The organism is Pantoea sp. DY-5, from assembly GCF_019795955.1.
Lineage (GTDB): Bacteria > Pseudomonadota > Gammaproteobacteria > Enterobacterales > Enterobacteriaceae > Pantoea > Pantoea leporis.
Map to the genome: position 1 here is coordinate 107,950 of NZ_JAIMIE010000009.1, position 26,878 is coordinate 134,827.

The following is a 26,878-nucleotide window of genomic DNA, read 5'->3' on the forward strand; positions in this document are numbered from 1 at the left end:
GTATAATTACTGTTAAACTAGAGTACGTCAGACTGTAAATTGCGACGACAACATCGAATGCTTCTCGAAAGAACAATACGAAATGTCTTAAGCCAAACATACCTAATAAATTGATTTATCTTATATTCAGTCCTGTTTTATCAGGGGATGATAGATATTTTGTCATACAAAACAGGCTGGCGATTAGGAGCACAAGAATTTGTCGAAGCGCATTCTGATGGTGATTGATGGCCTGCCGGGCGGCGGTGCCGAAAAAGTCGTACTGACGCTGGCTGAAGGTTTTGTCAGCCAGGGGCATCGGGTGTCGCTCTTCTCATTGCGCAAAGTATGTGAATACCCGATTCCCGCAGGCGTGGATTATCAGACCGTGATTGATAAAAGTACACGTCCGTGGCGCAAACTGACTGAAACCCATCGTCGTGCGTATTTGCTTGATGAAGCCGTTCGTCAAAGCGAAGCACTGCACGGAAAATTCGATTTGGTTTTGTCTAATCTGCATAAAACCGATCGCATTGTCCGCTATGCGCGTGCGCTAGATGCGACTAAAACCTGGTATTGCCTGCACGGCGTGTTTTCCGCCTCCTATCTTGCTCGCAAATCGGGCTTCTCTTTGTGGCTCAAGCGGCTGAAAATCCGTGATACTTATCGCGGCAAGCAGCTTGTCGGTGTATCACAATATGTGATTGATGATGTGATTCAGAACATCGGCGTGAAGCCCAGCAAAGCGCAGGTAATCTATAACCCGTTCGATTTCGATCTGATTTCCCGTCTGGCAGCAGAACCTTGTCCGTTAGCAGGGAGTAATTTTGTCCTTCATGTTGGCCGTTTTCATGAAACCAAACGCCACGATCGTTTGCTGACCGCCTATGCCCAGAGTGGCATCACGGCTCCACTGGTGTTATTGGGTCAGGGAAGCGAAAAAATCACGGAAAGATTACGCCAGCAAGCAGCGGATTTAGGCATCGCCGAACGCGTTCGTTTCGAAGGTTTCCATAAAAATCCTTATCCATGGATTCGCCATGCTCGCTTGTTAGTGGTGAGTTCAGACAGCGAAGGATTTGGCAATGTGCTGGTCGAAGCCTTAAGCTGCGGCACACCGATAGTGAGCACACGTTGCCCCGGCGCGCCATCGACTATCATGAGCGGTGATCTTGCACGCGGGCTGGCTGATTTGAATGCTGATTCTCTGGCGCAGAAAATGCGCGAGATTTATGCCGCTCCGCCTGAGTTGCAACATCTGGACTTAAGCATTTATAGTCTCAAGGTTATTTGTCAGCAATATTTGCAACTGGCAGAAGTGGAAGAACCCGCATTTTCAGGCACTCAGCACGTTTCAGATTAACAGGTCCCCATGTCGGTGTGGCCGTATCATGGGGATAGATCGTTGACGTATGTAATTCTCTTTTTACTCTTTTTACCGGTCAAATGGGTGATGAAAATCTTCCATGGCCGAACCGGTAAAAATCTAGTCATTCAAACAGCCAAAATCGGTGATTTCATTAATATCACTCCGCTGTTAACCCATCTGGGAAAAAGCGATGCGCTGTTGAGTAATAGCGTTGCAGCACTTGCCACGCGCGATAACACGCTGGAAAACATCTGGTATATCGAAGAGCATCGTTCAGGCTTAGTCAAAAAAATGAAGTTGGTGTGGCAGATACTCAACCGCTACGACAACATCTATCTATTACATCCAACCAATCTTAATCTGTTTATTGCCGCTTGCTGTAATGCCAGCAACAAACAGTTTCTTTCCAGCTATCGCCGCAAAGGTTATCAGGGACTGTTTTATCTCACCGCAAGCGGCGTGGTTGAGCATGAGAAAAATACCCTTACGCTGGAAAACTATCTAAAACTCGCCGATCGCTCATTTACTAAAGAGAGCTATCCGAAGCATGCGACACAACCACTTTGGCAACCCAAGTCGCTACCGGATGAAATCTTCCAGCATGATGGCATTCGCATTGGCATCAGTATCACCGCAGGCAATCAGGCAAAAACTATCCCGCCGATGATTTGGCAGCGACTTTTTGACCACTTAGGCGATTTGCCCTGCCAGTTTTATGCCTTTGGCGCACCGAATGAACAATCACGTTTGCAGGAGCTGTATAAAGTTGTCGGCGCGCGCGAGAACCTGATCAGCCTGGTAGGCAAAGTGCAGCTGGAAGATGTCCCTGGAGCAATTAGCGAGATGGATTTCTATATCGCGTCAGATTCCGGCAATGTCTATATTGCCGATGCGCAGCAAGTGCCGATCATTTTGATTTATGGCCCATGCTGCGTTGAAGAACAGCGGCCGCTGGGCGATGTGTTATTGATTGGTCCAAATCATATTGCGCCCTCATCCTTTGTGTTCGCTGCGCAGTACAAATTTATGCATCCCACTGAACATCTATTTGAATTGGATCAGCGGAAACTTGACGATATTCACGATTTTATTAGCGCGCGGCAGCAACAACGCCTGGCGCGACGGAAGAACATTAAAACAGCATGACCACGCAGCCTGAAAGCTCAGCCCCGTTACTCAGTCTCATTATTCCTATGTTCAACGCGGGCAGCGATTTTGCTGCCTGTATGCAAGCGCTACTGGCTCAAACGTTAACCTCGCTGGAGATCATCATTGTTGATGATGGTTCCACTGACGGTTCGGGCGAGCGCGCTGACGCTTATGCGCAGCAACACCCGCATGTGCATGTTGTTCATCAGGCCAATGGCGGCGTATCACGCGCACGTAATGCCGGACTCGCGGTGGCGCGCGGTAAGTACGTTTCGTTTCCGGATGCTGACGACACCATGGATCCCGCGATGTATCAAACGCTGGTTGAAATGGCAGAGCGCGATAATCTGGATGCCGCACAGTGCAACGCGGAGTGGTTTTTCAAAGCCAGCCAGCAAGTGAAGCCGCTGATTCCCCTCGATCGCCTCACCAGTACCGAGGTACTGAGCGGCCCTGAGTGGCTCAATAAGGCGCTGCAAACGCATCGCTACATGCATGTGGTTTGGCTGGGCATATACCGCCGAGAATTGATCGAACAGCTCAAACTCTACTTTGAGCCCGGCCTGCATCATCAGGACATTCCATGGACCACCGAGTTCATGCTCAATGCCCAACGCGTACGCTACACCGATCGAGTGCTTTACCGTTATTACATGCATGATGCTTCGATCAGCAACCGCAAACGCACCGGCCAGCGCAACGTGGAATATCAGCGCCATTACCTGAAGATTGCGCAATTACTGGAAGAGATCAACGCACGCTACCGTTCTAAAGTGAAAATCTACCCGGCATTTCACTACCAGATTACGCATGAGGCGCTCAGCGTCTGCCACTCTATTCGCCGCGAACCCGAAGAGAGCGCCCGTCAGGCGATGATTGCCGATCTGTTCGCCACGCAAACCCACAAGCGCATGCTGCGTAACGCGCGCGGTATCCAGCAATGGTATCAACTGCTGCTGTGGCTGAGCCGGATTTATCGCTGGCGCAAGAAATAAGCGCCGAGTCTGGCTTTCACGCCTTTGGGGTTTGCCCTACAATCAGCTGACTGAATTCTGAGATCATTTGAGTATGGCAAGCCCGATTCCAGACCAATTTGCACCGAAAAATATTCTGCTGATCAAGCTGCGTCATCACGGCGATATGCTGCTGACCACGCCCGCGATTAACGCGCTGCACCAACGCTATCCTCAGGCGAACATCGACGTTCTGCTGTATAAAGAAACCCGTCCAATGCTGGAAGCACATCCAGCTATACGCCAGTTACACATCATCGATCGCAACTGGAAGAAGGAAGGCGGCTGGCAGAAATTCCGCCATGAAATGGCCCTGCTTTCCGCGGTGCGCGCTTGTCGTTATGACCTGGTGATTAACCTCGCCGATCAGTGGCGCAGCGCTATCATTACCGGATTCTCTGGCGCGCCGGTGCGCATCGGTTTTGCCTTCCGCAAACGTGATAACGCCTTATGGCGCTGGATGCACAATCAGCTGGTCAGTACGGAAGATCATAATCAGTTGCATACCGTCGAACAGAATATGGCCGCGCTGAAGCCGCTGGGCATCAGCGCCGCTGGCGCAAAAGCCTCAATGCATTTCAGCACAGCCGATCAACAGAAAGTGCAGGATGTACTGGCTCAGCATGCGGTGAAAATGCCGTTTGTTGTGGTGCAACCCACTTCACGCTGGCTGTTCAAATGCTGGGAAGATGAAAAAGTCTCACAGCTAATTGATGCGCTCGCTGCCGAAGGCCGCACCGTGGTACTGACGGCGGCGCCGGACCAGAAAGAAATGGCAATGATCGCCAATATTCAGTCGCTGTGTCGCAGCCACAATGTGGTGTCGCTGGCGGGAGAATTATCCTTGCCGCAGCTGGCGGCGCTGATTGATGCGGCACAGCTGTTTATCGGCGTAGATTCTGCGCCGATGCACATGGCCGCCGCGCTGGAAACGCCGTGTCTTGCGCTGTTTGGACCCACTAAGCTGCAACACTGGCGTCCGTGGGGCGATCACAATCGCGTGATCTGGGCCGGTGATTATGGCCCGCTCCCCTCGCCAGACGACATCGATACCAACACGCAACAGCGCTATCTTTCTGCCATTCCCGTTGAGGATGTGGTGGCTGCCGCCCGGAGTTTTTTGCATGAGTAAGTTACGCCTGGCGATTGTCCGGCAGAAATACCGCCCAGACGGCGGCGCCGAACGCTTTATCTCGCGTGCGCTGGAAGCGCTGGACGGTGAGCAGCTCGATCTCAATATCATCACTCGCAGCTGGCAGGGCACGCCGAATCCGGCCTGGCATCTGCACATCTGCAATCCAGCGAAGTTCGGTCGCATCTCGCGCGAGCGCGGTTTTGCGCGTGCCGCGCGTGAATGCTGGGAACGCGAAAAGTTCGATATTGTGCAAAGCCACGAACGTATCGCTGGTTGCGATATCTTTCGTGCCGGTGATGGCGTGCATCGCGTCTGGCTGGAGCAGCGCGCGCGCATCGTGTCGCCGTGGCAGCGCTTAAGCGCCCGCCTCAGTCCTTATCATCGTTATGTGTTACAGGCAGAAGCCGACATGTTCAACGCGCCATCGTTGAAAGCGGTGATCTGTAATTCAGAGATGGTAAAGCAGGATATTTTGCGTCACTTCAGGCTCGATGCCAGCAAGATCCATGTAATTCACAACGCGATTGATAGCCAACGCTTCCAGCCGGCCAGCGAAGCGCTGCGTCATGCGGCACGTCAGCAGCTCAAACTGCCGCAGGATGCCACGGTAATGATTTACGTAGGTTCGGGCTTTGAGCGCAAAGGCTTAAAAGCGGCGATTGAAGCGGTGGCGAAAAGCGATCGCTATCTGGTGGTGGTCGGCCAGGATAAGCAGCTGTCGCGCTATCAGCAGCTGGCAAACCAGCTGAACTGCCTCGATCGCTTACGCTTCGTCGGCGTGCAGCAGGACGTGCAACCGTTCTACCATGCAGCCGATGCGCTGCTGCTGCCCACGCTTTATGATCCCTTCCCAAATGTGGTGCTGGAAGCGATGGCTTGCGGCCTGGCGGTGATCACCAGCACCGGCTGCGGCGGCGCGGAGTTTATCACCGCGGGTCAGGAAGGTTTTGTCTGCGATGCATTAGATATCAACGCGTTAAACGAAGCCGTACTGGCAACACCGGCGCTTTCACACAATTCTGCCATGGGCGAAGCCGCACGTCGCAGAATTGAACCTTATGGTCCGCAGCGGCTGGCGCAAGCGCTGACCTCACTGTATCAGCAAGTGCTGCAGACCAGCTGACGAAGTGGTATGAGCAGGCGGTTAATTTCTGATAACATGCCGCCTTTCATCTGTTTTTTGACGCGATTCTGTCGTAACGGTAACTATGACGACTCTATACACAGCCTTGCTCTACCTGATTCAGCCACTGATCTGGCTGCGCCTGTGGCTGCGCGGTCGAAAAGCACCGGCCTATCGTAAACGCTGGGCAGAACGCTACGGCTATTGCAGCGGAAAAGTACTGCCGCATGGCATTGTGCTGCACTCGGTTTCCGTCGGCGAAACGCTGGCGGCAGTGCCGCTGGTGCGCGCGCTGCGCCACCGCTATCCAACGCTGCCGATTACCGTCACCACCATGACGCCAACCGGCTCCGAACGTGCGCAGTCCGCGTTTGGCAAGGATGTGCACCACGTTTACCTGCCCTACGATCTGCCAGGTTCGATTAACCGTTTCCTCGATACCGTCGATCCGCGACTAGTAATCATCATGGAAACCGAGCTGTGGCCAAACATTATCCGTATTCTGCATCAGCGCAAGATTCCGCTGGTGATTGCCAACGCGCGCCTGTCTGAGCGCTCGGCCAAAGGCTACAAGAAGCTCGGCGGCTTTATGCGCGACCTGCTGCAGCGCATCACGCTGATTGCCGCGCAAAACGCCGAAGATGGCGACCGTTTCCTCAGCCTTGGCCTGAAACGTTCGCATCTCACCGTTACCGGCAGCCTCAAGTTTGATATCTCCGTAACGCCAGAGCTGGCGGCAAAAGCGGTCACGCTGCGTCGTCAGTGGGCGTCGCGTCGTCCGGTGTGGATCGCGACCAGCACCCACGAAGGCGAAGAGGCAATTGTGCTCGATGCTCATCGTCGTCTGCTGCAGCAGTTCCCCGATCTGCTGCTGATTTTGGTGCCGCGCCATCCGGAACGTTTCAAAGATGCCTGCGACCTGACACAAAAACGCGGCTTCAGCTTTATCCTGCGTAGCAGCGGCGAAATTCCATCAAGCTCCACGCAGGTGGTCATTGGCGACACCATGGGCGAACTGATGATGCTGTACGGCATCGCCGACCTCGCCTTTGTTGGCGGCAGCCTGGTTGAGCGCGGCGGCCACAATCCGCTGGAACCGGCAGCACATGCCATTCCGGTATTGATGGGCCCGCACATCTGGAACTTCAAAGATATCTGCGCCAAGCTGCAGCAGGCCGAAGGGCTGATTACCGTCACTGACGTGGTATCGCTGCAGAAAGAGGTCGCTAACCTGCTGCAGGATGACGATTATCGCCGCTATTACGGCCGTCATGCTGTGGAAGTGCTGCATCAAAATCAGGGCGCATTACAGCGTCTGCTACAGTTACTCGAACCTCACTTACCGCCGCGAGCTCACTAATTCATGTCGCAACGCCAACGTCTCTCCGTGGTGATGATCGCCAAAAACGAAGCTGAACTGCTGCCGGAGGCGCTGGCTTCTGTCAGCTGGGCGGATGAGATTGTGGTGCTCGATTCCGGCAGCAGCGACAACACGGTGCAGGTCGCACGCGAACAGGGCGCGCAGGTTTTCCAGGCTGAAGGCTGGCAGGGATTTGGCAAGCAGCGCCAGCGCGCTCAGGCCCATGCGCAAGGCGAGATGATTTTGATGATCGATGCCGACGAGCGCGTTACACCCGAATTGCGTCGCGCTATCGAGCAGGTTCTCGCACAGCCTGCCTCGGACAATGTTTACAGCCTCGGTCGCAGCAACCTGTTTCTTGGCCGCTTTATGCGCCACAGCGGCTGGTATCCCGATCGCGTTATGCGCCTCTATCCGCGCAAGTTCAATTACAACGACAATCTGGTGCATGAATCACTGGAGACGCAGGGTGCGCCGGTAGTGAAGCTGGCGGGCGATCTGCAACATCTCACCTGTCGTGACCTGATTGCGTTTCAGCGTAAGCAGATGAACTATGCCGAAGCCTGGGCAAATGAGCGTTTCCAGCGCGGCAAACGCTGCGGCTTGTTGTCGATCTTTAGCCACACGCTCGGCGCATTCGTTAAAACCCTGCTGCTGCGTGCGGGTTTTCTCGATGGCAAACAGGGCTGGATTCTGGCGGTGGTTAATGCGCAGTACACTTTCAACAAATACTCGGCGCTCTGGGCGCTGCATCACACCTCAACACAAGGTCGCGTATGAGTACGAAAGCGATTTATCCCGGCACCTTTGATCCCTTCACGTTGGGTCATCTGGATATTGTGACGCGCGCAGCGAAGATGTTTGACCGCATCGTCGTGGCGATTGCCGCCAGCCCGAGTAAAAAGCCGCTGTTTAGTCTCGATGAGCGCGTAGATATGGCGCGTCAGGTGACGGCACATCTGCCGAATGTCGAAGTAATCGGGTTTAGCGACCTGATGGCGAACTTTGCCCAGGCGCAGAATGCCAATGTGCTGGTGCGTGGATTGCGTGCGGTATCGGATTTCGAATATGAGCTGCAGCTGGCGCAGATGAATCGTCATCTGTTGCCCACGCTGGAGAGCGTGTTTCTGATGCCGTCAGAAGGTTTCTCGTTCGTCTCTTCTTCGCTGGTCAAAGAAGTCGCGCGCCATGCCGGTGACGTGCAGGCATTTCTGCCTGCCGTTGTGCACAAGGCGTTACTGGCGCGACTGGCGCAGCCTTAACTCAGTGCTGGCAGCGTGGACACCAGAAGGTGCTGCGCTGACCATGTTTGCCGCTGACAATCGGCGTACCGCAGGCACGGCAAGGTTCGCCGGCGCGACCATAAACCTGCAACTGCTGCGCGAAGTAGCCGGGTTTACCGTCCGTTTGCAGGAAATCTCGCAGTGTGGTGCCGCCCTGCTCAATCGAACGTAATAACACCGCTTTAATGGTGTTAACCAGCAGCTCGGCCTCTTCCTGACTCAAACTCATTGCCGAACGATCGGGCAAGATCCCGGCGGTAAACAGCGATTCGCTGGCGTAGATGTTCCCGACGCCCACCACCACTTTGTTATCCATCAGCCACTGTTTAATCACGGTGCGTTTGCCGCGTGACTTTTCAAACAGATAGGCGCCATCAAATTCGCTGCTGAGCGGTTCCGGACCGAGATGGGCCAGCACGCTGCTGCCTGCGAGGTCATTGCTCCACAGCCAGGCGCCAAAGCGACGTGGATCGGTGTAGCGCAACACTTTGCCGTTGCTCATCACCAAATCGACGTGGTCATGTTTGGCGGCCGGTTGTTCGCCGGGTAGCACGCGCAGACTGCCGGACATGCCGAGGTGAATGATGATCCAGCCATGCGGCAGTTCGAGCAGCAGATATTTAGCGCGACGCTGCACGCTCAATACGGGTTGGTCGCTCAGCGCGTGGATTTCATGCGAAACCGGCCAGCGCAAACGTGAATTGCGCACCACCGCATGCAGAATCGTGGCACCGACCATGTGGGGTTCGATACCGCGACGACTGGTTTCTACCTCAGGTAATTCAGGCATCTCATCTCCTCAACGAATCGCAGAAACAAAAAACCCGGCCGAAGCCGGGTTTTTCACAGAACACTAAAATTACTTAATTTTAGCTTCTTTGTAGATCACGTGCTGACGTACAACCGGATCGAACTTTTTCAGTTCTAATTTCTCTGGTTTAGTACGTTTGTTCTTCGTGGTGGTATAGAAGTGACCTGTACCAGCAGAGGAAACCAGCTTGATCTTCTCACGAATACCTTTAGCCATGATTCAGTTCCTTAGTACTTCTCACCACGGGCGCGGATTTCGGTCAGAACCGTATCGATGCCCTTTTTATCAATAACACGCATACCTTTAGCAGATACACGCAGAGTAACGAAGCGCTTTTCGCTCTCAACCCAGAAACGGTGAGAGTGCAGGTTCGGCAGGAAACGGCGTTTCGTCGCGTTCATTGCGTGGGAACGGTTATTACCCGTTACCGGACGCTTTCCAGTTACCTGGCAGACTCGTGACATTTCTATTCTCCAAAAATCAAATCAGCTCGAGCTTTAAAAACTAGGTTTTGGCCGCCTCGTCAGGCCTTAGCCCGCCCAGGCGAGTTCCATGTGAACCCGCTAAGCTGGCCCAAACGCCAAACCCGAGATTCTCAAAGGTGGCGTAGTATACGCCGCTCAGCCCGAGTGCTCAAGTCCCGAACAGATAAAGATCCCTCTGGATCGCGCAAAAATGCCCTATTTCTGTTCAGTTGAATCGATGAATTACAACCAACCGCGCTCGGCGAAAGAGGTAAACTCGCCGTGACCAATCACCAAATGATCAAGTAAACGGATATTGAGCAGCGCGCACGCTTGCCCGACTTTTCCCGTAATATCGCGGTCGGCGCGACTGGGTTCAGCGATTCCCGACGGGTGATTGTGCGCCAGAATCACCGCCGCCGCGTTAAGTTTCAGCGCTTCGCGCACGATTTCGCGCGGGTGAACCTCCACGCTGGCAATCGAGCCGGAAAACATCTTCTGCGCCTGCAACACGCGGTGCTGATTATCGAGGAACAGCGCCATAAACACTTCGCGCTCCTGATGCGCCAGCACGCTTTGCAGGTAATGGCGCGTCACCTGCGGATTCTCCATCACGTTTTCCCGCGCCAGCTGGCTGGCAAAAAATCGCCTTCCCAGCTCGGCGATGGCATACAGCTGCGTCATTTTGGCACTACCCACGCCTTTAATCTGCCCGAGTTCCTCTTTGCTGGCCGTCATAATGCGATAGAGCGAACCAAACTCGTTCAACATCTGATGCGCCAACAGCAGCACGCTGGTGCCGCTGATGCCGGTACGCAAAAAAATCGCCAGCAGCTCAGCATCACTCAACACTTCAGCGCCCATTAACATCAGTTTTTCCCGTGGTGCCAGTTCCGTCATGACCATCTCCTCCCTGCGATGCGGCGATTCTGCGCGTCAGCCACCGTCAGCGCCAGCACGCGCTGAACGATTTCAGAGCCAGCTCGCAAAGGCCGCAGGCAGTGAAAAGGCGCACTGTGGATTTTGTGATAAAGTTGCCTGCATCTGCCGCCCCTGACGCGGCAATTTGCTTTGAGGCGAACAACATGACGGGATTAGCTGGAAAGAAAATTCTGCTGGGCGTGAGCGGCGGCATTGCTGCATACAAAGCGCCGGAGCTGGTGCGTCGGCTGCGCGATCGCGGTGCTGATGTGCGCGTAATGATGACCGAAGCGGCCAGGGCCTTTATTACTCCGCTGAGCCTGCAGGCGGTTTCCGGTTATCCGGTATTTGATGATTTGCTCGACCCGGCAGCCGAAGCGGCGATGGGCCATATTGAACTGGCGAAATGGGCCGATTTAATTGTGCTGGCGCCGGCTACCGCCGATCTGATTGCCCGCGTCACTGCCGGCATGGCGAATGATTTGGTCACCACCGCGTGCCTGGCAAGCGCAGCGCCGGTTGCCATCGTCCCGGCCATGAATCAACAGATGTACCGCGCGGCGATCACGCAAGAGAACCTGCAGCGTCTGCAGCAGCGCGGCATGCTGATCTGGGGCCCCGACAGCGGCAGCCAGGCGTGCGGCGATGTGGGTCCCGGCCGCATGCTCGATCCGCTGGCGATTGTGGCGCACGCACTGGAGTGGGCTGCGCCCGTCAACGATCTGCAACATCTCAGCATTATGATCACCGCCGGTCCAACCCGCGAAGCGCTGGACCCGGTGCGGTATATCAGCAATCACAGCTCGGGCAAGATGGGCTTTGCGATTGCTGCGGCTGCGGCCAAACGCGGTGCGAAGGTGACATTGGTTACCGGCCCGGTGGCGCTGCCAACGCCAGCTGGCGTACAACGCGTGGACGTTGACAGCGCGCTGGAGATGGAGGCAGCGGTGATGGCGCAAATCCAGCAACAACATATTTTCATTGCCAGCGCAGCCGTGGCAGACTACCGGGCGGCTAACATTGCCGCAGAGAAAATCAAAAAACAGGGTGGCGACGATAGCGTCACGCTGCAGTTGGTGAAGAACCCCGATATTGTCGCAGGCGTCGCGGCGCTGCAGGAAAATCGCCCTTATGTTGTGGGATTTGCTGCCGAAACCCAGAATGTGGAAGAATACGCGCGGCAAAAACGGGTGCGAAAAAACCTGGATCTGATTTGTGCCAACGATGTGGCGCAGGCGGGTCAGGGCTTCAATAGCGACACCAATGCTCTTCACCTTTTTTGGCAGGAAAGAGAAAAAGTCTTACCGCTCAGTGATAAGACGCTCCTTGGCCAACAATTAATAGACGAGATTGTCAGCCGTTATGATGAAAAAAATCGACGTTAAAATTCTTGATGCACGCGTGGGCAACGAATTCCCGCTGCCGACTTATGCAACCTCTGGTTCCGCAGGCCTCGATTTACGCGCCTGCCTGGATGATACACTGGAAATCACACCCGGCATGACCACACTGGTTCCCACCGGTCTGGCGATTCACATTGCCGATCCTGCTCTTGCAGCCGTGATTTTGCCGCGCTCCGGTCTTGGCCATAAACATGGCATCGTGTTGGGCAACCTGGTCGGTTTGATCGACTCCGATTATCAGGGTCAGCTGATGGTTTCCGTGTGGAACCGCGGCCAGGACAGCTTCACGCTGCAGCCAGGCGACCGTTTAGCACAACTGGTCTTCGTGCCGGTCGTGCAGGCCGAATTTAACCTGGTGGAAGATTTTGACACCAGCGACCGCGGCGCAGGCGGCTTCGGTCACTCAGGCCGTCAGTAACACGCGACACTTTTCGCTTAGCCATCTTTTTATTTCTTGTCGCCACAGGCCGCTATATCTGTGGCAGATGAGGCAGTATTGCCTGTTTTTGGTGAATTTCAGGGGTGTTGAAGGTCATGGCAGAAAAAAAAGTCGCGAAACGGAATCGTCGCGAAGAGATTTTGCAGGCGCTGGCGCAAATGCTGGAGTCGGGCGATGGCAGTCAGCGCATCACCACCGCGAAGCTGGCTGCGAATGTCGGCGTGTCGGAAGCGGCGCTTTATCGCCACTTTCCCAGCAAAACGCGCATGTTTGACAGCCTGATCGAGTTTATTGAAGACAGTCTGATTACCCGCATCAATCTGATCCTGAAAGATGAAAAAGAGACGCTGACGCGCCTGCGTTTAATCGTGCAGCTGATTCTGGGATTTGGTGAGCGTAATCCGGGGCTGACGCGTATTTTGACCGGCCACGCGCTGATGTTTGAACAGGATCGCCTGCAAGGGCGTATTAATCAGCTGTTTGAGCGTATTGAAGTGCAGCTGCGTCAGGTAATGCGCGAGAAGAAAATGCGTGATGGTGAAGGTTTCCAGAACGACGAAACGCTGCTGGCGAGCCAGTTACTGGCGTTTTGTGAAGGGCTGTTGTCGCGCTATGTGCGCTCCGAATTCCGCTTTCGCCCGACCGCAGATTTCGAGAGCCGCTGGCCGCTGATGGCGGCGCAGTTGGTTTAAAAGGGCCAGGTCGGCATAAATGCCGACCTCATTACCGAACGCACCTTTCCCGAATAATTAAATCCCGTACTCTTTACGATACGCGCGCACTTTCGCCAGATGGTCAGCCATCTCCGGCTTCTCTTCCAGGTAATCAATCAGCTCAGCCAGGGTAATAATCGCCGTGACTTTGCACTTATAGTCACGTTCCACTTCCTGAATCGCCGAAATATCGCTGCGGCCGCGTTCCTGACGATCCAGCGAAATCAACACGCCCGCCAATGTCGCGTTGTGCGCACTGATGATATCCATTGATTCACGAATCGCGGTACCGGCGGTGATCACATCATCCACCAGCATCACTTTGCCTTGCAGCGGGCTGCCCACCAGCAAACCGCCTTCGCCGTGATCTTTGGCTTCTTTGCGGTTGAAGCAGTAAGGCACGTCACGTTCATGATGATCGGCCAGCGCCACTGCGGTAGTGGTGGCAATTGGGATGCCTTTGTACGCCGGGCCAAACAGCAGATCGAAATCAACGCCGCCATCAACGAGCGCCTGCGCGTAGAAACGGCCTAACAGCGCCAAATCGCGACCGGTATTAAACAGACCGGCATTGAAGAAATAGGGGCTTTTACGTCCCGATTTCAGGGTGAACTCACCAAACTTCAGCACCCCTTTGTTCAGGGCGAATTCAATAAACTGACGCTGCCAGGCTTTCATTTCTCACTCCTCAAATAAAGAAAAGGCGACTCTATGGTCGCCTGTTACATCAATTAGTTAGCGCCGCTTTCTGCGCCTGAATCAACTGCTCAATGCCGCCTCGCGCCAGCGCCAGCAGCTGCAGTAACTCGTCGTGGCTGAAGGGCTCACCTTCTGCGGTACCCTGCACTTCAATCATGCGGCCGTCTTCGGTCATCACCACGTTCATGTCAGTTTCTGCGGCGGAATCTTCAACATACTCCAGATCGCACAGCGCTTCACCGCCGACGATACCCACAGAAATCGCCGCCACCATGCCTTTCAGCGGGCTGGCTTTCAGCTTGCCCGCAGCAACCAGCGCATTCAACGCATCGGCCAGCGCCACGCAGGCGCCGGTAATGGATGCAGTACGCGTACCGCCATCGGCCTGAATCACGTCGCAATCCAGCGTGATGGTGAATTCGCCTAGCGCTTGTAAATCCACTGCTGCACGCAGTGAACGGGCGATCAGACGTTGAATTTCCAGCGTACGTCCGCCCTGTTTGCCTTTGGCGGCTTCACGCGCCATGCGGCTGTGGGTAGAACGCGGCAGCATGCCGTATTCAGCGGTGATCCAGCCTTGACCTTTGCCTTTGAGGAAACGCGGCACGCTCTCTTCGACGGTTGCGGTGCACAGCACTTTGGTTTCGCCGAATTCAACGAGCACAGAGCCTTCTGCATGTTTGGTGTAGTGACGAGTGAGTGTGACGGGACGTGTTTCAGATGCACTACGGCCTGCTGGACGCATGGTTTCTCTCCGGCTTGCTTAGGTTTGGCTGCGCATTATACGGACTTCAGCTGCGGCTGTCCCGCCCGCGATCGCCACAATCCTGGATGAAATTCTATGGTGGCTGTGGCTAAATGCGCGTTTCCTCCCTTAAAAAGATAAATGATGATCGCGATACTCCATTTCCTGCTGGCGCTGGTGGTGATTTTTGCCCTTGCGCTATTGGTCAGCCACGACCGCAAACGCATTCGTCCCCGCTTTATTATTCAGCTGCTGATTGTCGAAGCCGCGCTGGGCTGGTTCTTCCTGCACTCGGCGGGCGGCCAATCGGTAGTCACTGCGGTGGGCGGCTTCTTTGAAATCTTATTAACCTACGCCGCGCAAGGGACCAACTTTGTCTTCGGCAATATGGCAGATCAGGGATTAGCCTTTATTTTCCTCGGCGTGCTCTGCCCGATTGTGTTTATTTCCGCACTGATCGGCATTTTGCAGCACTGGCGCATTCTGCCGCTGCTGATTCGCGCCGTTGGCACTCTGTTGTCAAAAGTGAATGGCATGGGCAAGCTGGAATCGTTTAACGCCGTCAGCACCTTGATTCTCGGCCAGTCGGAAAACTTCATTGCCTATAAAGGCATTCTCGCCGATATTTCCGCGCCACGCATGTACACCATGGCGGCGACGGCGATGTCGACGGTTTCGCTGTCGATTGTTGGCGCGTATATGTCGATGATTGATGCCAAATATGTGGTTGCGGCGCTGCTCCTTAATATGTTCAGCACCTTTATTATCCTGTCGATCATCAATCCAACCCGCCCGGAAAACGAGGAGCAGATTGCGCTGGATAAGCTGCATGAAGATCAGAGCTTCTTTGAGATGCTGGGCGAATACATTCTCGCCGGCTTTAAAGTGGCGATGATCATCATGGCGATGCTGATTGGCTTTATCGCGCTGATTGCGGCGATCAATGCGCTGTTTGCGTCAGTATTTGGTTACAGCTTCCAGCATTTACTCGGCTACGTTTTCTATCCGTTTGCGTGGCTGGTTGGCATTCCCTCCGCCGATGCTTTGCAGGCGGCGAGTATTATGGCCACCAAACTGGTAGCGAATGAATTTGTCGCGATGATCGAGCTGAAGAAAGTGGCGGCTGAAATGACGCCACGCGGACTGGGGATTCTGTCAGTGTTCCTGGTGTCGTTCGCTAACTTCGCCTCAATCGGCATCGTTGCCGGTGCGATTAAAGGCCTGAACGAAAAACAGGGCAATGTGGTTTCACGCTGTGGCTGGAAGCTGGTGTATGGCTCCACGCTGGTGAGCTTGCTGTCGGCCGCATTCGCCGGGTTGTTTATCTGATAACGCATGGCGGCTGCATGGCCGCCATTTTTAAAACGCCACGCACACCAGCGAATCAACCCGCATCACCGATTCCTGCTCGAAACGCTGTTTATAAACGTCACGAAGCTTATTGATGCTGTCAGAGCTCGCCACATCCGGAGTGTGAATCAGCATCAACGCTTTGCTGTTTTCCCGCGCCAGCTTACCGTTCTCGCCCAGCCACTGACCTTTGGCGTCATATACCGATAAACCGTCTTTGAAACGCGGCGTCACATCGTTATCGACAAACTGCTGCCATTCGCTGCTGCTGACGATGCCACCTTTCGGTTTGTTCATGCCAAACCACAACGTTGTTTGCATCATCACGTCACCAGAACCGCATACCGCAACCGGCGCGGTGTTGGGCGGGATCTGATGCGTTTTCGTCGACGGAGCCTGACAGCCAGCGAGCAGTAAGGTTAATAAAGCAGGAAGAGCCAGAGAGCGGAACATCACTTCATCCTTTTAAGCGAACCAGCGCTAAGCATAAGTGTCTGTCGGTAAAAGAGGTAATTTTTTGTTATTCACGCTTATGTGCGCTTATGCCTGTTAGCGTCGAGGCTGCCTCGCTATACTTCACCCAACATTTCTGAAAAAGAGAAGACGATTATGATCCGCAGTATGACCGCTTACGCCCGCCGCGAAGCCAAAGGCCACTGGGGCAGCGCCGCCTGGGAAATCCGTTCGGTTAACCAGCGCTATCTGGAAACCTATATCCGTCTGCCGGAGCAATTTCGCGGCCTGGAGCCGGTAATTCGCGAGCGCATCCGCAATCGCCTGACTCGCGGTAAAATCGAATGCAACCTGCGTTATGACGCCGATGCCAGCGCGCAAGGCGAACTGCAGCTGAATGAATCGCTGGCCAAACAGCTGGTGCAGGCCGCCAACTGGGTGAAGATGCAGAGTGATGAAGGCGCGATTAATCCGCTGGATATTCTGCGTTGGCCAGGCGTGATGTCCGCGCAAGAGCAGGATCTCGACGCCATCAACGCCGAACTGCTGGTGGCGCTGGATGGCGCATTAGATGACTTTATCGAAGCGCGTGAAAGCGAAGGCACCGCGCTGAAAGCGATGATTGAACAGCGTCTGGAAGGCGTATCGCACGAAGTCAGCAAAGTGCGCGCGCAGATGCCAGAAGTGATCAAATGGCAGCGCGAGCGTCTGGTCACCAAGCTGGAAGAAGCCGAAGTGCAGCTGGAAAATAATCGTCTCGAGCAAGAGCTGGTAATGATGGCGCAGCGCACCGATGTTTCGGAAGAGCTGGATCGCCTGGATGCGCACGTCAAAGAGACCTACAACATCCTGAAAAAGAAAGAAGCCGTTGGCCGCCGCCTCGACTTTATGATGCAGGAGTTCAACCGCGAGTCGAACACGCTGGCTTCGAAATCGATTAATGCCGAGATCACGACATCAGCGATTGAGTTGAAAGTGTTGATTGAGCAGATGCGCGAGCAGATTCAGAATATTGAGTAATCACGCATTCCATTAATAACGTCAAGTCTGTAATCCTACGGGCTTGACGATGAATGCTGGTTACCGATTGCTCATACCGTAATTAGGATTGCCCGTCAGAACCAAAATTTTGGCCCCCATTTGTACCAAACGGCAGGCGTTTTCCGCTGTTGCCGCGCCCCAGGCACTATTTTTGATCCATCGAGATGCGTGCCATTAAAACCCGGATCTACCGCTTCAAAATTGCCCCCTATCATACGCCCGGTCAGCCGGCATTATTCATATAAGGTTTGTTCCATCACAATGTTTGCGGGCATGCCATGAATAACAGCGTATTCACTGTCGAATATATTGATCAATACAATATAACCCCCGCTAAGGGGCAGAGAAAGCTATCCATAAAAAGACCATAATTCTTATCAGGCAATGCATAAGAATCACATTAAATAATTCTAAAAAAATTTATTTCCTTCGCTGCGCATAAGGCTGTCTTTAAAAAAAGAAAAGACGTTCTATTTATAAACATTTTTCATGACATTAAAATTTTATTTCTCCTATTAATTTATCGAGAAACCTGTCGCCATACTATTAGGCACATGCAATGGATCGTATAAGGAAAATGAATTTTATGTTCATCACTGACGTGGTTCATTTCCTTTGTGCCTTCAAAAATCAACATAGGAATAGGTAAACATTATGAAATTTAACAAAATCGTAGTTGCACTCGGCTTGGGAGTGATGATTACCGCTAGCCTGGCTAACGCTGCCATTAGCCAGGGCGGGGGTACTGTCACCATCAAGGGCTCAATTATTGATGCACCTTGTTCAATCAACCCAGGCTCGCAGGATCAAACCATTGATCTGGGCCAGGTATCGAAAAAGCAGCTGGCAGCGGGTGGTAAATCAACACCGGTACCGTTCAACATCAAACTGGAGAATTGCGATTTCACCGCAGGTAAAGATGTGAAAGTGACCTTTACCGCCATGGCATCTGAAGCCGCACCGACTCTGATTGGGATGACCGGTACCGTTGGTGGGGCAAGCATTGGCCTGACAGATGGCTCAGGCAAGCTAATTAAATTGGGTCAGCCATCAACCATGACTCTGCAGAGTGGTAGCAATACTTTGTCGTTCTCTGCATATCTACAGGGCGATGGTCCCTCTGCAACCATCACACCGGGGGTATATCAGAGCACCGTCGATTTTGGCCTGGATTATCAGTAATTATTTCCCAAGCTAATCAGAGACATGCGCAATCTACGCATCTCTTTTTAATTTCGCCAAGGTGTTAGTAGTATGTCAGTCCATACCAGGAACTCATTTTCTTTTCAAAATAACTGGCGCTTACGCCCGTTAGTTGCTGGTTTGTCATTGGCTTTTTTTACCAGTGCAATTAGCAGCACATTAGCAGAGGAAGTTGAGTTTAACCTGGACAATATGGATCTCTCCGATCGGGAAAATATTGATATGAGTCAGTTTTCCCGCGCAGGTTATATGATGCCTGGTCAATATGACATGGCAATTAAGATTAATGATATTGAATCGTCCGCAGAGGAGATAATCTTTTTACCGTCTGAACATGATGAAAAGGAAACCGTCGCCTGTTTGACGCCACAAATGATGGCAGGCTTCGGTTTAAAGAAGGCTTGGTTAGATAAAGTTACCTACTGGAATAATGAACAATGTGCCCGGCTTGATATTATGCCGGGTATCATTTTGCGTCCTGATTTAGCGTCATCAACGCTCTACGTGAGTGTTCCTCAGGCGTATATTGAATATCAAGCCGCTAACTGGGATCCCCCTTCACGCTGGGATGAGGGGATTGCTGGATTTATTGCAGATTATAACACCAATTTCAATTACTCCTCCCCGACAAAAGGCAGTGAAACACGCGAATTAAGCGGTAATGGCGTGGTGGGTGTCAACGCCGGTCACTGGCGTATGCGTGCGTTCTGGAATGGTAATTATTACACTGCCAATAACACCAAAACCTCTACTTTTAACTGGAATCAATATCAGGCATTCAGGGCAATCAAGCCCTGGGGCGCAAAATTAACTGTTGGCCAAAATGACCTCGCCAGTGATGTGTTTGAGAACGCACGCTATGTTGGCGCCGGCCTTTTCAGTGATGACAACCAGTTACCCCCCAACTTGCGTGGCTACGCACCGGAAGTCCGCGGCATAGCGAAGACCAATGCAAAAGTCACCATTAGCCACGCTGGACGTGTGTTATATGAAAGCCAGGTTGCTCCCGGTCCTTTTATTATTCAGGACTTAAGCGACTCTATTAGTGGCACTCTGGATGTCAAAGTTGAAGAGCAAGATGGCAGCGTTCAGACCTTCCAGGTTGAAACCGCATCCATTCCCTATCTTAGCCGCCCAGGCCAGGTTCGCTTTAAAGCGGCGGTAGGGCAAACGACAGACGATAGATTTCATCTGCAGAATGAAATGTTAATGGCAGGGGAATTTTCATGGGGTATTAGTAACGGTTGGTCGCTGCTCGGGGGCGGATTATCTTCTGGAAATTATCATGCCGCGTCACTGGGTGCAGGGCGTGACCTCTTCTCGTTTGGGGCGTTAGCACTCACCGCAACTCAATCTTATGCAAAGCTGCCTCACAACAAAGCACGCTCTGGCGGCTCCTATAGCCTGAGTTATTCTAAACGCTTCGAGAACTATGACACGCAAGTGACCTTCACAGGTTATCGCTTTTCGGAGAAAAGCTATCTCAGTCTAAATCAATATCTTGAGGCAAGCCGTAAAAATTTGCTTATTCGCAATAATGCAGCGAATAAGCACACCTATACCGTTTCACTTAATAAGCAATTCCGCACACTCGGCGTCAGCGCATTTTTAAATTATAACTATCAGACTTACTGGAATCGTCAGGCGATCAGCCGTTGGAATATGTCGTTTGCGCGCTATTTCGATGTGGGGAATTTTAAAAACGTCAGTCTCAATCTCTCCGCCTATCGCACACAAAATTCAGGTATACAAGATGACGGGGTGTTTTTGAGCCTGAACGTACCTTTCGGGACCTCGTCGGGCTTAAATATCAATGCTCAGAATTCGGATACCGGCCCAATGAATAGCCTGAGTTGGTATAACCGCATGGATGAACGCAACAGCTATCGCTTAGGCGCCAATGTCGATCACCAACAACGAAGCACTTACAGTGGCTATTACACGCATACCGGCGATACCACGCTGACGAACTATAGCGCCAGTTATAAACCAGGTCAGTATCGCTCTGCGGCCCTGTCCATGCTGGGGGGATTAACGGCCACAGCGCATGGTGCAGCATTACATCGCACTACAATACCTGGTGGCACACGTCTGATGCTGGATACTGAAGGCATCAGTGATGTGCCCATTAAGTCTTCCGGTGTGTCCACTCATAGCAACAAGCTTGGAAAAGCCGTACTGACGGATTTCAGTAGCTATACACGTAATCAGGCACATCTGGATATCAACCAACTTAGCGATGAGATTGAAGCGGAGTCGCCCGTTCTGCAATTAACCTTAACCGAAGGAGCCATTGGCTATCGTCGCTTTAAATTAATTAAAGGGCAAAAGCTAATGGCGGTGATTCGCCTGAGTAATGGCAGTTATCCTCCGTTTGGCGCGAGCGTATTAAGTAAAGGGCGTGAGACCGGTATTGTTGATGAGATGGGCAGCGTCTGGCTTAGTGGTGTAAACCCTGAAACGCTGATGGATGTCCGTTGGAACGGCAGTATTCAATGCCAAATTGCCATGCCAAAAGTACTACCCACTGATGAGAGTGGAGAAACGAATCTGCTGCTTCCGTGTACAGAAAGGGAATAATTCTTACACATTAAAGTTTGTTGAATATTTGTCGCTCTATCACACCAGACATATAGAGTGAGTAATAATATTATGAACCTGAAGGCTTCTCTCGCTACCGTGGCGATGCTGTTTGGCGCTATGATCTTTTCGCAGAGCGCGCTGGCTGCTATTGCATTGGATCGGACCCGCGTCATTTATGATGGCGCTGAACGCTCAATCAGTTTGAATATCAGCAATGAAAATAAAGCGCGTCCGTATCTGGCGCAAAGCTGGCTGGAAGATGAGCAAGGAAAAAAAATAAAGTCGCCGCTTATGGCGCTCCCTCCCGTTCAGCGTATTGAGCCAGGACATAAAAGCGCCATCAAAATCCAATCTTTACCTGCCGCAAAATCATTGCCTCAGGATCGTGAATCTTTGTTTTACTTTAATTTGCGAGAGATTCCGCCACGCAGTGAAAAACAAAACGTGTTACAAATTGCGTTGCAGACACGCATCAAATTGTTTTATCGCCCAGAAAAATTAATGATCGATCCACAGGCTTCAATCAAACCTGTACAAAATCAACTCACCTTGAAAAAAAACGGTGATCAATACACGGTGATAAATCCTACCGGTTATTATGTCACGCTGATTACTGCAGCCAGTCATGTTGATGGTAAAGAAGAGAATGATTTTGATCCGATTATGATTGCGCCACAAAGCAGTGCCGCTATTAACCTCAAAGCCAGTAAGTTAGGTTCGCATCCGGTATTAAGCTATATCGACGATTTTGGCGGTCGGCCAAAATTGATATTCAGTTGCAATGCCAATGTGTGTCGTGTCACTGATAGCCGCGAATAACCATGAACAGCTTGAAGTGGCTGTTCATATCTTTCGCACTACTGCGCTGCGAAATGCTCTTCTCAGCGCCGATCACGCCGTATGAAGAAGTTATCCCCGGCACCACCAGATATCCAATTAATGTGTCGGGGATTATCGTCAGCTCCCAATGCACTTTGAATGGTGAGCAAGAAAGTAGCGTGAACTTCGGCGATATCATTATTCAATTAATTGATGGTATCCGGTTCAGCAAATCAGTGCCGTTCACCGTCTCTTGTCCGGATGCTTTCAACGGAGAGCAGGAAGTTTATATCGCAGCTACAGCGGCGGCGTTTGATACTAATGTCATTTATACCACCAACAGCAACGTGGGTATTAAATTAATTTTGAACGGTAAAAACATTGAAATAAATAAAGCACACAATATTGATTGGCGAACATCAAACAGATTGATTGCCGTGCCGATTAAAAACAATGTCAACGTCACAGCAGGTAACTTTACTGCAACCGCTACCATGGTATTAAATGTTCGTTAAGGAGACGTGGAATGCAGATTACAAAAAAACTGCTCTGTGTACTGATCATTGCCTCTGCATTGCATAGCACGTTGTCTAACGCCAGTGCAGGTGTCAACTTTTCAGGAAAGCTGATTAACGTCCCGTGTAAAATTGACAATAACAAAGATATAGATGTCAACTTTGGTGACAGAGTGGATATTAATGAAATAGATGGCCTGAAATACACGGAATTGCTGACACTGTCGATTAAGTGCGACGAAAACTATTCCGAAAACCTTTACTTCAGTGTATCTGGTAGCGCAGCAATATTTGATAAAGCAGCAATACGCACTAACATCACTAACGTGGGAATAAAATTCATCAATGGTAAAGATGGCACTCCACTTGAAATAAACAAAAAATACAATTACGTGCAGACGGGGGATTTTTCGCTAAAGGTGGTTCCTGTTAAAAAATCTGGTTCAATACCGTTGCCGGGTAAGCTAACGATAAGCGCACAACTGATTGTCGAGCCTCAGTGAATGAAAACTGCATTACTCATATTGCCACTCTTTATTTATTGTTGTTATTCTTATGCTGTGAAAATAAACTTTTCAGCCACCCTTATCAGGGTCAATTGCGTAGTAAATAATGACAAGCCGGCAGAGATTGATTTTGGTGATACTGTAGGAGTAAATCATATTGATGGTGTGAGATATCAACAGCGTATTCCCATCAGCATCGTGTGCCGGACCCCTCCGGGAAAACAGTTGGAACTGGCGTTTTCGGGCATAACCAGTAATTTTGATGCCAGTGCGTTATTCACAGGGATGGAAGATTTAGGCATCAGGATAATGCAAAATAATCAACCCATTATAATTAATCAACGCTTTACGCTTGATGATGCCACGCAACCTGTGTTTTATGCCGTTCCGGTAAAGCGGGCTGGCAGCGATCTGAAAAGCGGGCGTTTTAATGCGCTGGCAACGCTTATTATTCAGTCCGAGTAGTGATTATGCGCTTCCATATTATGTTAACCATAGCCCTGCTATCGACATGTTCTGTGACCGCTTATGCAGCTGCTGACTTCTCATTTAAGGGCGGATTGGTGCAGGAACCCTGCATGCTCGCCCCCAACAGCAGTGATATTTTCATTGATTTTGGAAGCGTTATTAATAAATTTCTTTATCGCTATCAACGTACCGCAGGTATTCCCATAACGCTTATTTTACAGGGTTGCGATACCTCAGCAACCGATAAACTCTCAATCACCTTTAAGGCAACGGAGGATGCGCAACAAGCAGGCATGATAATGCTTGATCCATCCAGTACCGCAAAAGGCATCGCCATTGGCGTTGAAGAAAAAGGGATCTTCATTCCGATAAATAAAAGCGTCGAGAAAAATTTCCATTCTGGTGACAACAAAATGGTTTTTGACTTGTTCCTGTCTGCTGACAATGAAAGCATTAAAAATAACGCATTGCATCCCGGAACAATCAATGCCAATGCAATTTTGGAACTGGAGTATCACTAATGCGCATTTTAAATTTAATCTCTTTTTTTATTTTCATAATTACTTCTGCATCATCACAAGCCATCATCATCGGTCATAATAGTTATTTGTCCTGGGGCGGGAAATTTACTACATTTTCTGTATATGTTGACCACTGGGATGAAGATAGCTCTTTGAAAAATCCGTGTTATAAGCAGCCGGGCTGTAAAATCGCGTCTTTTCCGGGAGTAAATAATGTACCCGTTGACATTAATGCACCAAATGTCTTGTCTGCGGAAAACTATGAAACCATTGGTGAACTGGGAAAAGCGTATAAAGCTAAGTATCCTTTATCGACAGCACATAATTTTCAAATAGATGGAAGATCACCTGAATATAAATGTTTCCGATTGGCAACGTTTCAAAATGATTGGCATGATGCAACCTTCCTGCCTGATAATATATGTATCAGAGATCATAAATATCCCGTTAGCTGTTCACTTTTGGGTGATACTAATCTCTATCACGGCTATGTTTCTGATAAAACCATAAATGGTAATACTGCTCAAACGCAGTTAACACTTTCCTGTAGCAAAGCGGCAACGGCAAAAATTTACGCGACAGGGTTTGAGGCTAATATTGTCTCGCTCCGTTCGGATGACAGTTTGCAGACTGAATTAAATGTCAATGATCAAGATGCTTCTGAAGGCATTAATATTGAGGTGAATTCGGCCAACTCGCTGGCAACTTTTACGCTTAGCTCAACGCTGCGTACTCATGGTACGGTCGCACCTGGCGCATTTAATGGCGCCGGCACGCTCATCATCTCAGCTTATTAATTTGAAGAAAACCATGTATTTTAGTCCTATTTTTTCCAAGCGCCCATTTACTACATTGCTCGTCTCACTGATCGTGGCGATCGACTTAATGTTGATGCTGCAAGTCTACGTTGCCAATATGGGCGGTTCAGGTTTTCGCCTGCCGCAAAATCTTATTACGCTCATTTTTATGGCCATCTGTATTTTTATCGTGGCAATAAAATACCTCTTTTTCTCCCCCTCAACGGGCGGGGTGCGAGTGGCAAAGGTGACACCGATATGGCTGCTAGCGTTTCTGCTCCTTAGCCAGCCCATACTCTGGACGTTTTACGGCAATCATGATGTGACCTTACTCCCCCAGTTAACTGCCTATGCCCTGGCAATGCTATTTTACCTGGCCATGCTACAAATCCCCCTTTCACCGAACGTGAAGAGGTTCTGGCTGGTATGCATTCTGATTGCGGCCGTAGCGCAAGCGATGCTGGCGCTATGCCAACTCTTCATGACGGGAGCGAATAACTGGATGGAATTTCCGGCAGATGGCACCCGCGTCTATGGCATTTTCCAGCAGGTAAATTTGCTGGGTAGTTTTCTGGCTACAGGCTGGACGTTAGCACTATATTTTAGCTTTAAGGCGCGTCATGGCGTGCTTCGTTTACTGCTGGCAGCGATCATGGCTGTATTGCTGGTGATTTTAGTGACCATCCAGTCTCGTGTTGCCTGGCTTGGTGCGTCGGCCAGTAGCGCTTTACTTATCTGGGCATTCCGCCGGCATCGCCATTGGCGGCAACACCTCATGATTGGCTTCCCCATTGCATTAGCAATTGTGGTAGCTTGCCAGACCCTGCTCGCGTATGCCCCCATTGCAGGATTAAATAAAGTGGATAAAACCCATTCAACGGCAGTTCGAGTGAAGATGATTATGCACAGCCTGCATATGATCGCCGAACATCCTTTAAGCGGTTGGGGTGCTGGTCATTTTGAACACGATTATCTGCTGCACGTGCGTGAGGAAACGGCGCATTCATTGAACTCTCGTCCCCCAACGCACCCGCATAATGAAATCCTTTTTCAATGGGTGGAAAATGGCGTTATTGCGCTGGCGGGAATGGCGCTAATAATATTGGCTTGGTTCAAGCCCGTCGTAACCGGCAGCCCTTATGCAAGGCGACGCGCCTTTAGGGTATGGACGATGACCTTACCTATCGTGATACATCTGCTTTTTGAGTATCCGCTCTACCAGTCCGCGCCGCATGGTCTGGTATTACTACTGCTGATCCGTCTGATGCAGTCTGAGTCAGATCTGCGAAGCCTGACTCTGCACCCGTGGGCACATTATGCCGCAGCTGGGTTTGTCGCCCTTTTTGCACTCGCGTTGATGGTTTTTGCGGCAACAGGTTTGCACACCAATGCCATCCTGACGCAAATTGAGCGCAATAGGTTTGCTGATTTTTCCCATGCTGAGCAACTTATTAATCCTTACGCCCAATGGGAGCGCTATCAGTTTGATGCAAGCCTTCATCGTCTAATGACGTTCAACAGCACAAAAGATGTCGGGCAATTAATCCAATTCAAACTGTGGGCAAAGGAATATCTGAAAAAGCACCATGATGCCAACGTTACCTTCTCACTACTTGAGATCGCCATATTGCAGGGAGACATGGAATGGCAACAGAGACTGCATCAGCGCGGTCATCAGCTTTTTCCAGAAGACAAACGCTTTAATCTTCCTGTGCAAAGTAAATAAAGCGTAAAGATTAATGTTTCCTTATTAACAGACAGTTCCTAATCCACCACGTGATGGGTAATTTGACTTCTTTAAGATGAGATTACCCTGCTGTTTTTAAAGGGAATGAATAAAAGGTGATAGAATGAGCCCGTTCTAACCCTAAATGTGCTCAATCCTGAGGATTGCAGAGATAGGGTAACATTGACGGCACTTTTTGCTAAAGTGGTGGTCGTAATCAATACAGTTGTACCGCTCCAGGAACTCAGGGACCCTTTTTCTTCGTGCGATACATTTTTCCCCGACATGAA

Annotated in this window: 29 protein-coding genes; 22 read left to right on the forward strand and 7 right to left on the reverse strand. The window is 51.1% G+C overall.

Features of this window, described 5'->3' with window-relative positions:
* Positions 1 to 217: 217 nt before the first annotated feature.
* The 8 genes from K5Y30_RS22890 to coaD all read left to right on the forward strand — a co-directional run bounded on the left by K5Y30_RS22890 (position 218) and on the right by coaD (position 8,390).
* Positions 218 to 1,342 (forward strand): glycosyltransferase, encoded by a 1,125-nt coding sequence (locus tag K5Y30_RS22890; protein ID WP_222186126.1) that lies wholly within the window; start codon positions 218 to 220, stop codon positions 1,340 to 1,342.
* A 42-nt stretch (positions 1,343 to 1,384) separates the two neighbouring features.
* Positions 1,385 to 2,494, forward strand: a complete 1,110-nt coding sequence (locus K5Y30_RS22895; protein ID WP_222213528.1) for a glycosyltransferase family 9 protein — start codon at positions 1,385 to 1,387, stop codon at positions 2,492 to 2,494.
* Positions 2,491 to 3,492, forward strand: coding sequence for a glycosyltransferase (locus K5Y30_RS22900; RefSeq protein ID WP_222213530.1), 1,002 nt, complete (start codon positions 2,491 to 2,493; stop codon positions 3,490 to 3,492). The genes K5Y30_RS22895 and K5Y30_RS22900 overlap by 4 nt, the downstream gene beginning before the upstream one ends.
* Before the next feature lie 73 nt (positions 3,493 to 3,565).
* Entirely contained in the window at positions 3,566 to 4,642 is a 1,077-nt protein-coding gene (gene rfaQ, locus K5Y30_RS22905) for a putative lipopolysaccharide heptosyltransferase III (RefSeq protein WP_222213532.1), read from the forward strand.
* A complete protein-coding gene (locus K5Y30_RS22910) occupies positions 4,635 to 5,768 on the forward strand; it encodes a glycosyltransferase family 4 protein (protein ID WP_222213534.1) in 1,134 nt (377 codons plus the stop codon). Before rfaQ ends, K5Y30_RS22910 begins: the two co-directional genes overlap by 8 nt.
* Positions 5,769 to 5,853: 85 nt before the next feature.
* Positions 5,854 to 7,128 (forward strand): lipid IV(A) 3-deoxy-D-manno-octulosonic acid transferase, encoded by a 1,275-nt coding sequence (waaA, locus tag K5Y30_RS22915; RefSeq protein WP_101760684.1) that lies wholly within the window; start codon positions 5,854 to 5,856, stop codon positions 7,126 to 7,128.
* A 3-nt stretch (positions 7,129 to 7,131) separates the two neighbouring features.
* The gene (locus tag K5Y30_RS22920; protein WP_222186099.1) at positions 7,132 to 7,908 is read left to right on the forward strand and encodes a glycosyltransferase family 2 protein; all 777 of its coding nucleotides are present in this window, start codon (positions 7,132 to 7,134) and stop codon (positions 7,906 to 7,908) included.
* Entirely contained in the window at positions 7,905 to 8,390 is a 486-nt protein-coding gene (coaD, locus tag K5Y30_RS22925; RefSeq protein ID WP_110868213.1) for a pantetheine-phosphate adenylyltransferase, read from the forward strand. The genes K5Y30_RS22920 and coaD overlap by 4 nt, the downstream gene beginning before the upstream one ends.
* Before the next feature lies 1 nt (position 8,391).
* On the opposite strand, the gene mutM is transcribed toward coaD, so the two are convergent.
* From mutM to radC, 4 genes are all read right to left on the reverse strand, one after another.
* Positions 8,392 to 9,201 carry a bifunctional DNA-formamidopyrimidine glycosylase/DNA-(apurinic or apyrimidinic site) lyase gene (gene mutM / locus K5Y30_RS22930; RefSeq protein ID WP_222213536.1) on the reverse strand — a complete coding sequence of 270 codons (810 nt, stop codon included), beginning with the start codon at positions 9,199 to 9,201 and terminating at the stop codon, positions 8,392 to 8,394.
* A gap of 69 nt (positions 9,202 to 9,270) precedes the next feature.
* Positions 9,271 to 9,438 (reverse strand): 50S ribosomal protein L33, encoded by a 168-nt coding sequence (gene rpmG / locus K5Y30_RS22935; RefSeq protein ID WP_001051798.1) that lies wholly within the window; start codon positions 9,436 to 9,438, stop codon positions 9,271 to 9,273.
* Between the two features lie 11 nt (positions 9,439 to 9,449).
* A complete protein-coding gene (gene rpmB, locus K5Y30_RS22940; RefSeq protein ID WP_007885297.1) occupies positions 9,450 to 9,686 on the reverse strand; it encodes a 50S ribosomal protein L28 in 237 nt (78 codons plus the stop codon).
* 243 nt (positions 9,687 to 9,929) lie between these two features.
* Positions 9,930 to 10,586 carry a DNA repair protein RadC gene (gene radC, locus K5Y30_RS22945; protein WP_101760688.1) on the reverse strand — a complete coding sequence of 219 codons (657 nt, stop codon included), beginning with the start codon at positions 10,584 to 10,586 and terminating at the stop codon, positions 9,930 to 9,932.
* Positions 10,587 to 10,771: 185 nt separating this feature from the next.
* Between radC and coaBC the strand changes: the two genes are divergently transcribed.
* The 3 genes from coaBC to slmA all read left to right on the forward strand — a co-directional run bounded on the left by coaBC (position 10,772) and on the right by slmA (position 13,141).
* Positions 10,772 to 11,992, forward strand: a complete 1,221-nt coding sequence (gene coaBC, locus K5Y30_RS22950; RefSeq protein WP_222213540.1) for a bifunctional phosphopantothenoylcysteine decarboxylase/phosphopantothenate--cysteine ligase CoaBC — start codon at positions 10,772 to 10,774, stop codon at positions 11,990 to 11,992.
* The gene (gene dut / locus K5Y30_RS22955) at positions 11,970 to 12,428 is read left to right on the forward strand and encodes a dUTP diphosphatase (RefSeq protein ID WP_222186102.1); all 459 of its coding nucleotides are present in this window, start codon (positions 11,970 to 11,972) and stop codon (positions 12,426 to 12,428) included. Before coaBC ends, dut begins: the two co-directional genes overlap by 23 nt.
* Positions 12,429 to 12,544: 116 nt before the next feature.
* Positions 12,545 to 13,141 carry a nucleoid occlusion factor SlmA gene (gene slmA / locus K5Y30_RS22960; protein ID WP_008109747.1) on the forward strand — a complete coding sequence of 199 codons (597 nt, stop codon included), beginning with the start codon at positions 12,545 to 12,547 and terminating at the stop codon, positions 13,139 to 13,141.
* Positions 13,142 to 13,198: 57 nt separating this feature from the next.
* Here slmA and pyrE read toward each other — a convergent pair whose 3' ends face one another.
* Positions 13,199 to 13,840: an orotate phosphoribosyltransferase gene (gene pyrE / locus K5Y30_RS22965; RefSeq protein WP_008109749.1), complete on the reverse strand. Its 642-nt coding sequence runs from the start codon at positions 13,838 to 13,840 to the stop codon at positions 13,199 to 13,201.
* Between the two features lie 49 nt (positions 13,841 to 13,889).
* The gene (rph, locus tag K5Y30_RS22970) at positions 13,890 to 14,606 is read right to left on the reverse strand and encodes a ribonuclease PH (protein WP_101760691.1); all 717 of its coding nucleotides are present in this window, start codon (positions 14,604 to 14,606) and stop codon (positions 13,890 to 13,892) included.
* 144 nt (positions 14,607 to 14,750) lie between these two features.
* Between rph and K5Y30_RS22975 the strand changes: the two genes are divergently transcribed.
* The gene (locus K5Y30_RS22975; protein WP_222213572.1) at positions 14,751 to 15,935 is read left to right on the forward strand and encodes a NupC/NupG family nucleoside CNT transporter; all 1,185 of its coding nucleotides are present in this window, start codon (positions 14,751 to 14,753) and stop codon (positions 15,933 to 15,935) included.
* Between the two features lie 30 nt (positions 15,936 to 15,965).
* On the opposite strand, the gene K5Y30_RS22980 is transcribed toward K5Y30_RS22975, so the two are convergent.
* Entirely contained in the window at positions 15,966 to 16,409 is a 444-nt protein-coding gene (locus tag K5Y30_RS22980) for a DUF3574 domain-containing protein (protein ID WP_210081787.1), read from the reverse strand.
* A 156-nt stretch (positions 16,410 to 16,565) separates the two neighbouring features.
* On the opposite strand from K5Y30_RS22980, the gene K5Y30_RS22985 reads away from it, so the two are divergent.
* From K5Y30_RS22985 to K5Y30_RS23030, 10 genes are all read left to right on the forward strand, one after another.
* Positions 16,566 to 17,429, forward strand: a complete 864-nt coding sequence (locus tag K5Y30_RS22985; RefSeq protein WP_061720336.1) for a YicC/YloC family endoribonuclease — start codon at positions 16,566 to 16,568, stop codon at positions 17,427 to 17,429.
* A gap of 675 nt (positions 17,430 to 18,104) precedes the next feature.
* On the forward strand, positions 18,105 to 18,632 hold the full coding sequence (locus tag K5Y30_RS22990; RefSeq protein ID WP_222186103.1) for a fimbrial protein: 528 nt from the start codon (positions 18,105 to 18,107) through the stop codon (positions 18,630 to 18,632).
* Between the two features lie 72 nt (positions 18,633 to 18,704).
* Positions 18,705 to 21,233 carry a fimbria/pilus outer membrane usher protein gene (locus K5Y30_RS22995; protein ID WP_222186104.1) on the forward strand — a complete coding sequence of 843 codons (2,529 nt, stop codon included), beginning with the start codon at positions 18,705 to 18,707 and terminating at the stop codon, positions 21,231 to 21,233.
* Between the two features lie 69 nt (positions 21,234 to 21,302).
* Positions 21,303 to 22,055 (forward strand): fimbria/pilus periplasmic chaperone, encoded by a 753-nt coding sequence (locus K5Y30_RS23000; RefSeq protein ID WP_370634237.1) that lies wholly within the window; start codon positions 21,303 to 21,305, stop codon positions 22,053 to 22,055.
* 2 nt (positions 22,056 to 22,057) lie between these two features.
* Entirely contained in the window at positions 22,058 to 22,570 is a 513-nt protein-coding gene (locus K5Y30_RS23005) for a fimbrial protein (protein ID WP_222213542.1), read from the forward strand.
* A gap of 11 nt (positions 22,571 to 22,581) precedes the next feature.
* Entirely contained in the window at positions 22,582 to 23,073 is a 492-nt protein-coding gene (locus K5Y30_RS23010; protein ID WP_222213545.1) for a fimbrial protein, read from the forward strand.
* Positions 23,074 to 23,541, forward strand: a complete 468-nt coding sequence (locus tag K5Y30_RS23015) for a fimbrial protein (protein ID WP_222186107.1) — start codon at positions 23,074 to 23,076, stop codon at positions 23,539 to 23,541.
* Positions 23,542 to 23,561: 20 nt separating this feature from the next.
* Complete coding sequence (locus K5Y30_RS23020; RefSeq protein ID WP_255606765.1) at positions 23,562 to 24,065, forward strand: fimbrial protein; 504 nt, start codon at positions 23,562 to 23,564, stop codon at positions 24,063 to 24,065.
* Positions 24,065 to 24,862, forward strand: coding sequence for a hypothetical protein (locus K5Y30_RS23025; RefSeq protein WP_222186109.1), 798 nt, complete (start codon positions 24,065 to 24,067; stop codon positions 24,860 to 24,862). Before K5Y30_RS23020 ends, K5Y30_RS23025 begins: the two co-directional genes overlap by 1 nt.
* On the forward strand, positions 24,828 to 26,588 hold the full coding sequence (locus K5Y30_RS23030; RefSeq protein WP_222186110.1) for a PglL family O-oligosaccharyltransferase: 1,761 nt from the start codon (positions 24,828 to 24,830) through the stop codon (positions 26,586 to 26,588). Before K5Y30_RS23025 ends, K5Y30_RS23030 begins: the two co-directional genes overlap by 35 nt.
* Positions 26,589 to 26,878 lie beyond the last annotated feature (290 nt).

What these genes read in the sequence shown, in the direction of transcription:
- K5Y30_RS22890 (WP_222186126.1), top strand. Translation starts at nt 218, where the DNA reads ATGGTGATTGATGGCCTGCCGGGCGGCGGTGCCGAAAAAGTCGTACTG.
- K5Y30_RS22900 (WP_222213530.1), top strand. Translation starts at nt 2,491, where the DNA reads ATGACCACGCAGCCTGAAAGCTCAGCCCCGTTACTCAGTCTCATTATT.
- rfaQ (WP_222213532.1), top strand. Translation starts at nt 3,566, where the DNA reads ATGGCAAGCCCGATTCCAGACCAATTTGCACCGAAAAATATTCTGCTG.
- K5Y30_RS22910 (WP_222213534.1), top strand. Translation starts at nt 4,635, where the DNA reads ATGAGTAAGTTACGCCTGGCGATTGTCCGGCAGAAATACCGCCCAGAC.
- waaA (WP_101760684.1), top strand. Translation starts at nt 5,854, where the DNA reads ATGACGACTCTATACACAGCCTTGCTCTACCTGATTCAGCCACTGATC.
- K5Y30_RS22920 (WP_222186099.1), top strand. Translation starts at nt 7,132, where the DNA reads ATGTCGCAACGCCAACGTCTCTCCGTGGTGATGATCGCCAAAAACGAA.
- coaD (WP_110868213.1), top strand. Translation starts at nt 7,905, where the DNA reads ATGAGTACGAAAGCGATTTATCCCGGCACCTTTGATCCCTTCACGTTG.
- mutM (WP_222213536.1), bottom strand. Translation starts at nt 9,201, where the DNA reads ATGCCTGAATTACCTGAGGTAGAAACCAGTCGTCGCGGTATCGAACCC.
- rpmG (WP_001051798.1), bottom strand. Translation starts at nt 9,438, where the DNA reads ATGGCTAAAGGTATTCGTGAGAAGATCAAGCTGGTTTCCTCTGCTGGT.
- rpmB (WP_007885297.1), bottom strand. Translation starts at nt 9,686, where the DNA reads ATGTCACGAGTCTGCCAGGTAACTGGAAAGCGTCCGGTAACGGGTAAT.
- radC (WP_101760688.1), bottom strand. Translation starts at nt 10,586, where the DNA reads ATGACGGAACTGGCACCACGGGAAAAACTGATGTTAATGGGCGCTGAA.
- coaBC (WP_222213540.1), top strand. Translation starts at nt 10,772, where the DNA reads ATGACGGGATTAGCTGGAAAGAAAATTCTGCTGGGCGTGAGCGGCGGC.
- dut (WP_222186102.1), top strand. Translation starts at nt 11,970, where the DNA reads ATGATGAAAAAAATCGACGTTAAAATTCTTGATGCACGCGTGGGCAAC.
- slmA (WP_008109747.1), top strand. Translation starts at nt 12,545, where the DNA reads ATGGCAGAAAAAAAAGTCGCGAAACGGAATCGTCGCGAAGAGATTTTG.
- pyrE (WP_008109749.1), bottom strand. Translation starts at nt 13,840, where the DNA reads ATGAAAGCCTGGCAGCGTCAGTTTATTGAATTCGCCCTGAACAAAGGG.
- rph (WP_101760691.1), bottom strand. Translation starts at nt 14,606, where the DNA reads ATGCGTCCAGCAGGCCGTAGTGCATCTGAAACACGTCCCGTCACACTC.
- K5Y30_RS22975 (WP_222213572.1), top strand. Translation starts at nt 14,751, where the DNA reads ATGATCGCGATACTCCATTTCCTGCTGGCGCTGGTGGTGATTTTTGCC.
- K5Y30_RS22980 (WP_210081787.1), bottom strand. Translation starts at nt 16,409, where the DNA reads ATGTTCCGCTCTCTGGCTCTTCCTGCTTTATTAACCTTACTGCTCGCT.
- K5Y30_RS22985 (WP_061720336.1), top strand. Translation starts at nt 16,566, where the DNA reads ATGATCCGCAGTATGACCGCTTACGCCCGCCGCGAAGCCAAAGGCCAC.
- K5Y30_RS22990 (WP_222186103.1), top strand. Translation starts at nt 18,105, where the DNA reads ATGAAATTTAACAAAATCGTAGTTGCACTCGGCTTGGGAGTGATGATT.
- K5Y30_RS22995 (WP_222186104.1), top strand. Translation starts at nt 18,705, where the DNA reads ATGTCAGTCCATACCAGGAACTCATTTTCTTTTCAAAATAACTGGCGC.
- K5Y30_RS23005 (WP_222213542.1), top strand. Translation starts at nt 22,058, where the DNA reads ATGAACAGCTTGAAGTGGCTGTTCATATCTTTCGCACTACTGCGCTGC.
- K5Y30_RS23010 (WP_222213545.1), top strand. Translation starts at nt 22,582, where the DNA reads ATGCAGATTACAAAAAAACTGCTCTGTGTACTGATCATTGCCTCTGCA.
- K5Y30_RS23015 (WP_222186107.1), top strand. Translation starts at nt 23,074, where the DNA reads ATGAAAACTGCATTACTCATATTGCCACTCTTTATTTATTGTTGTTAT.
- K5Y30_RS23020 (WP_255606765.1), top strand. Translation starts at nt 23,562, where the DNA reads ATGTTAACCATAGCCCTGCTATCGACATGTTCTGTGACCGCTTATGCA.
- K5Y30_RS23025 (WP_222186109.1), top strand. Translation starts at nt 24,065, where the DNA reads ATGCGCATTTTAAATTTAATCTCTTTTTTTATTTTCATAATTACTTCT.
- K5Y30_RS23030 (WP_222186110.1), top strand. Translation starts at nt 24,828, where the DNA reads ATGGCGCCGGCACGCTCATCATCTCAGCTTATTAATTTGAAGAAAACC.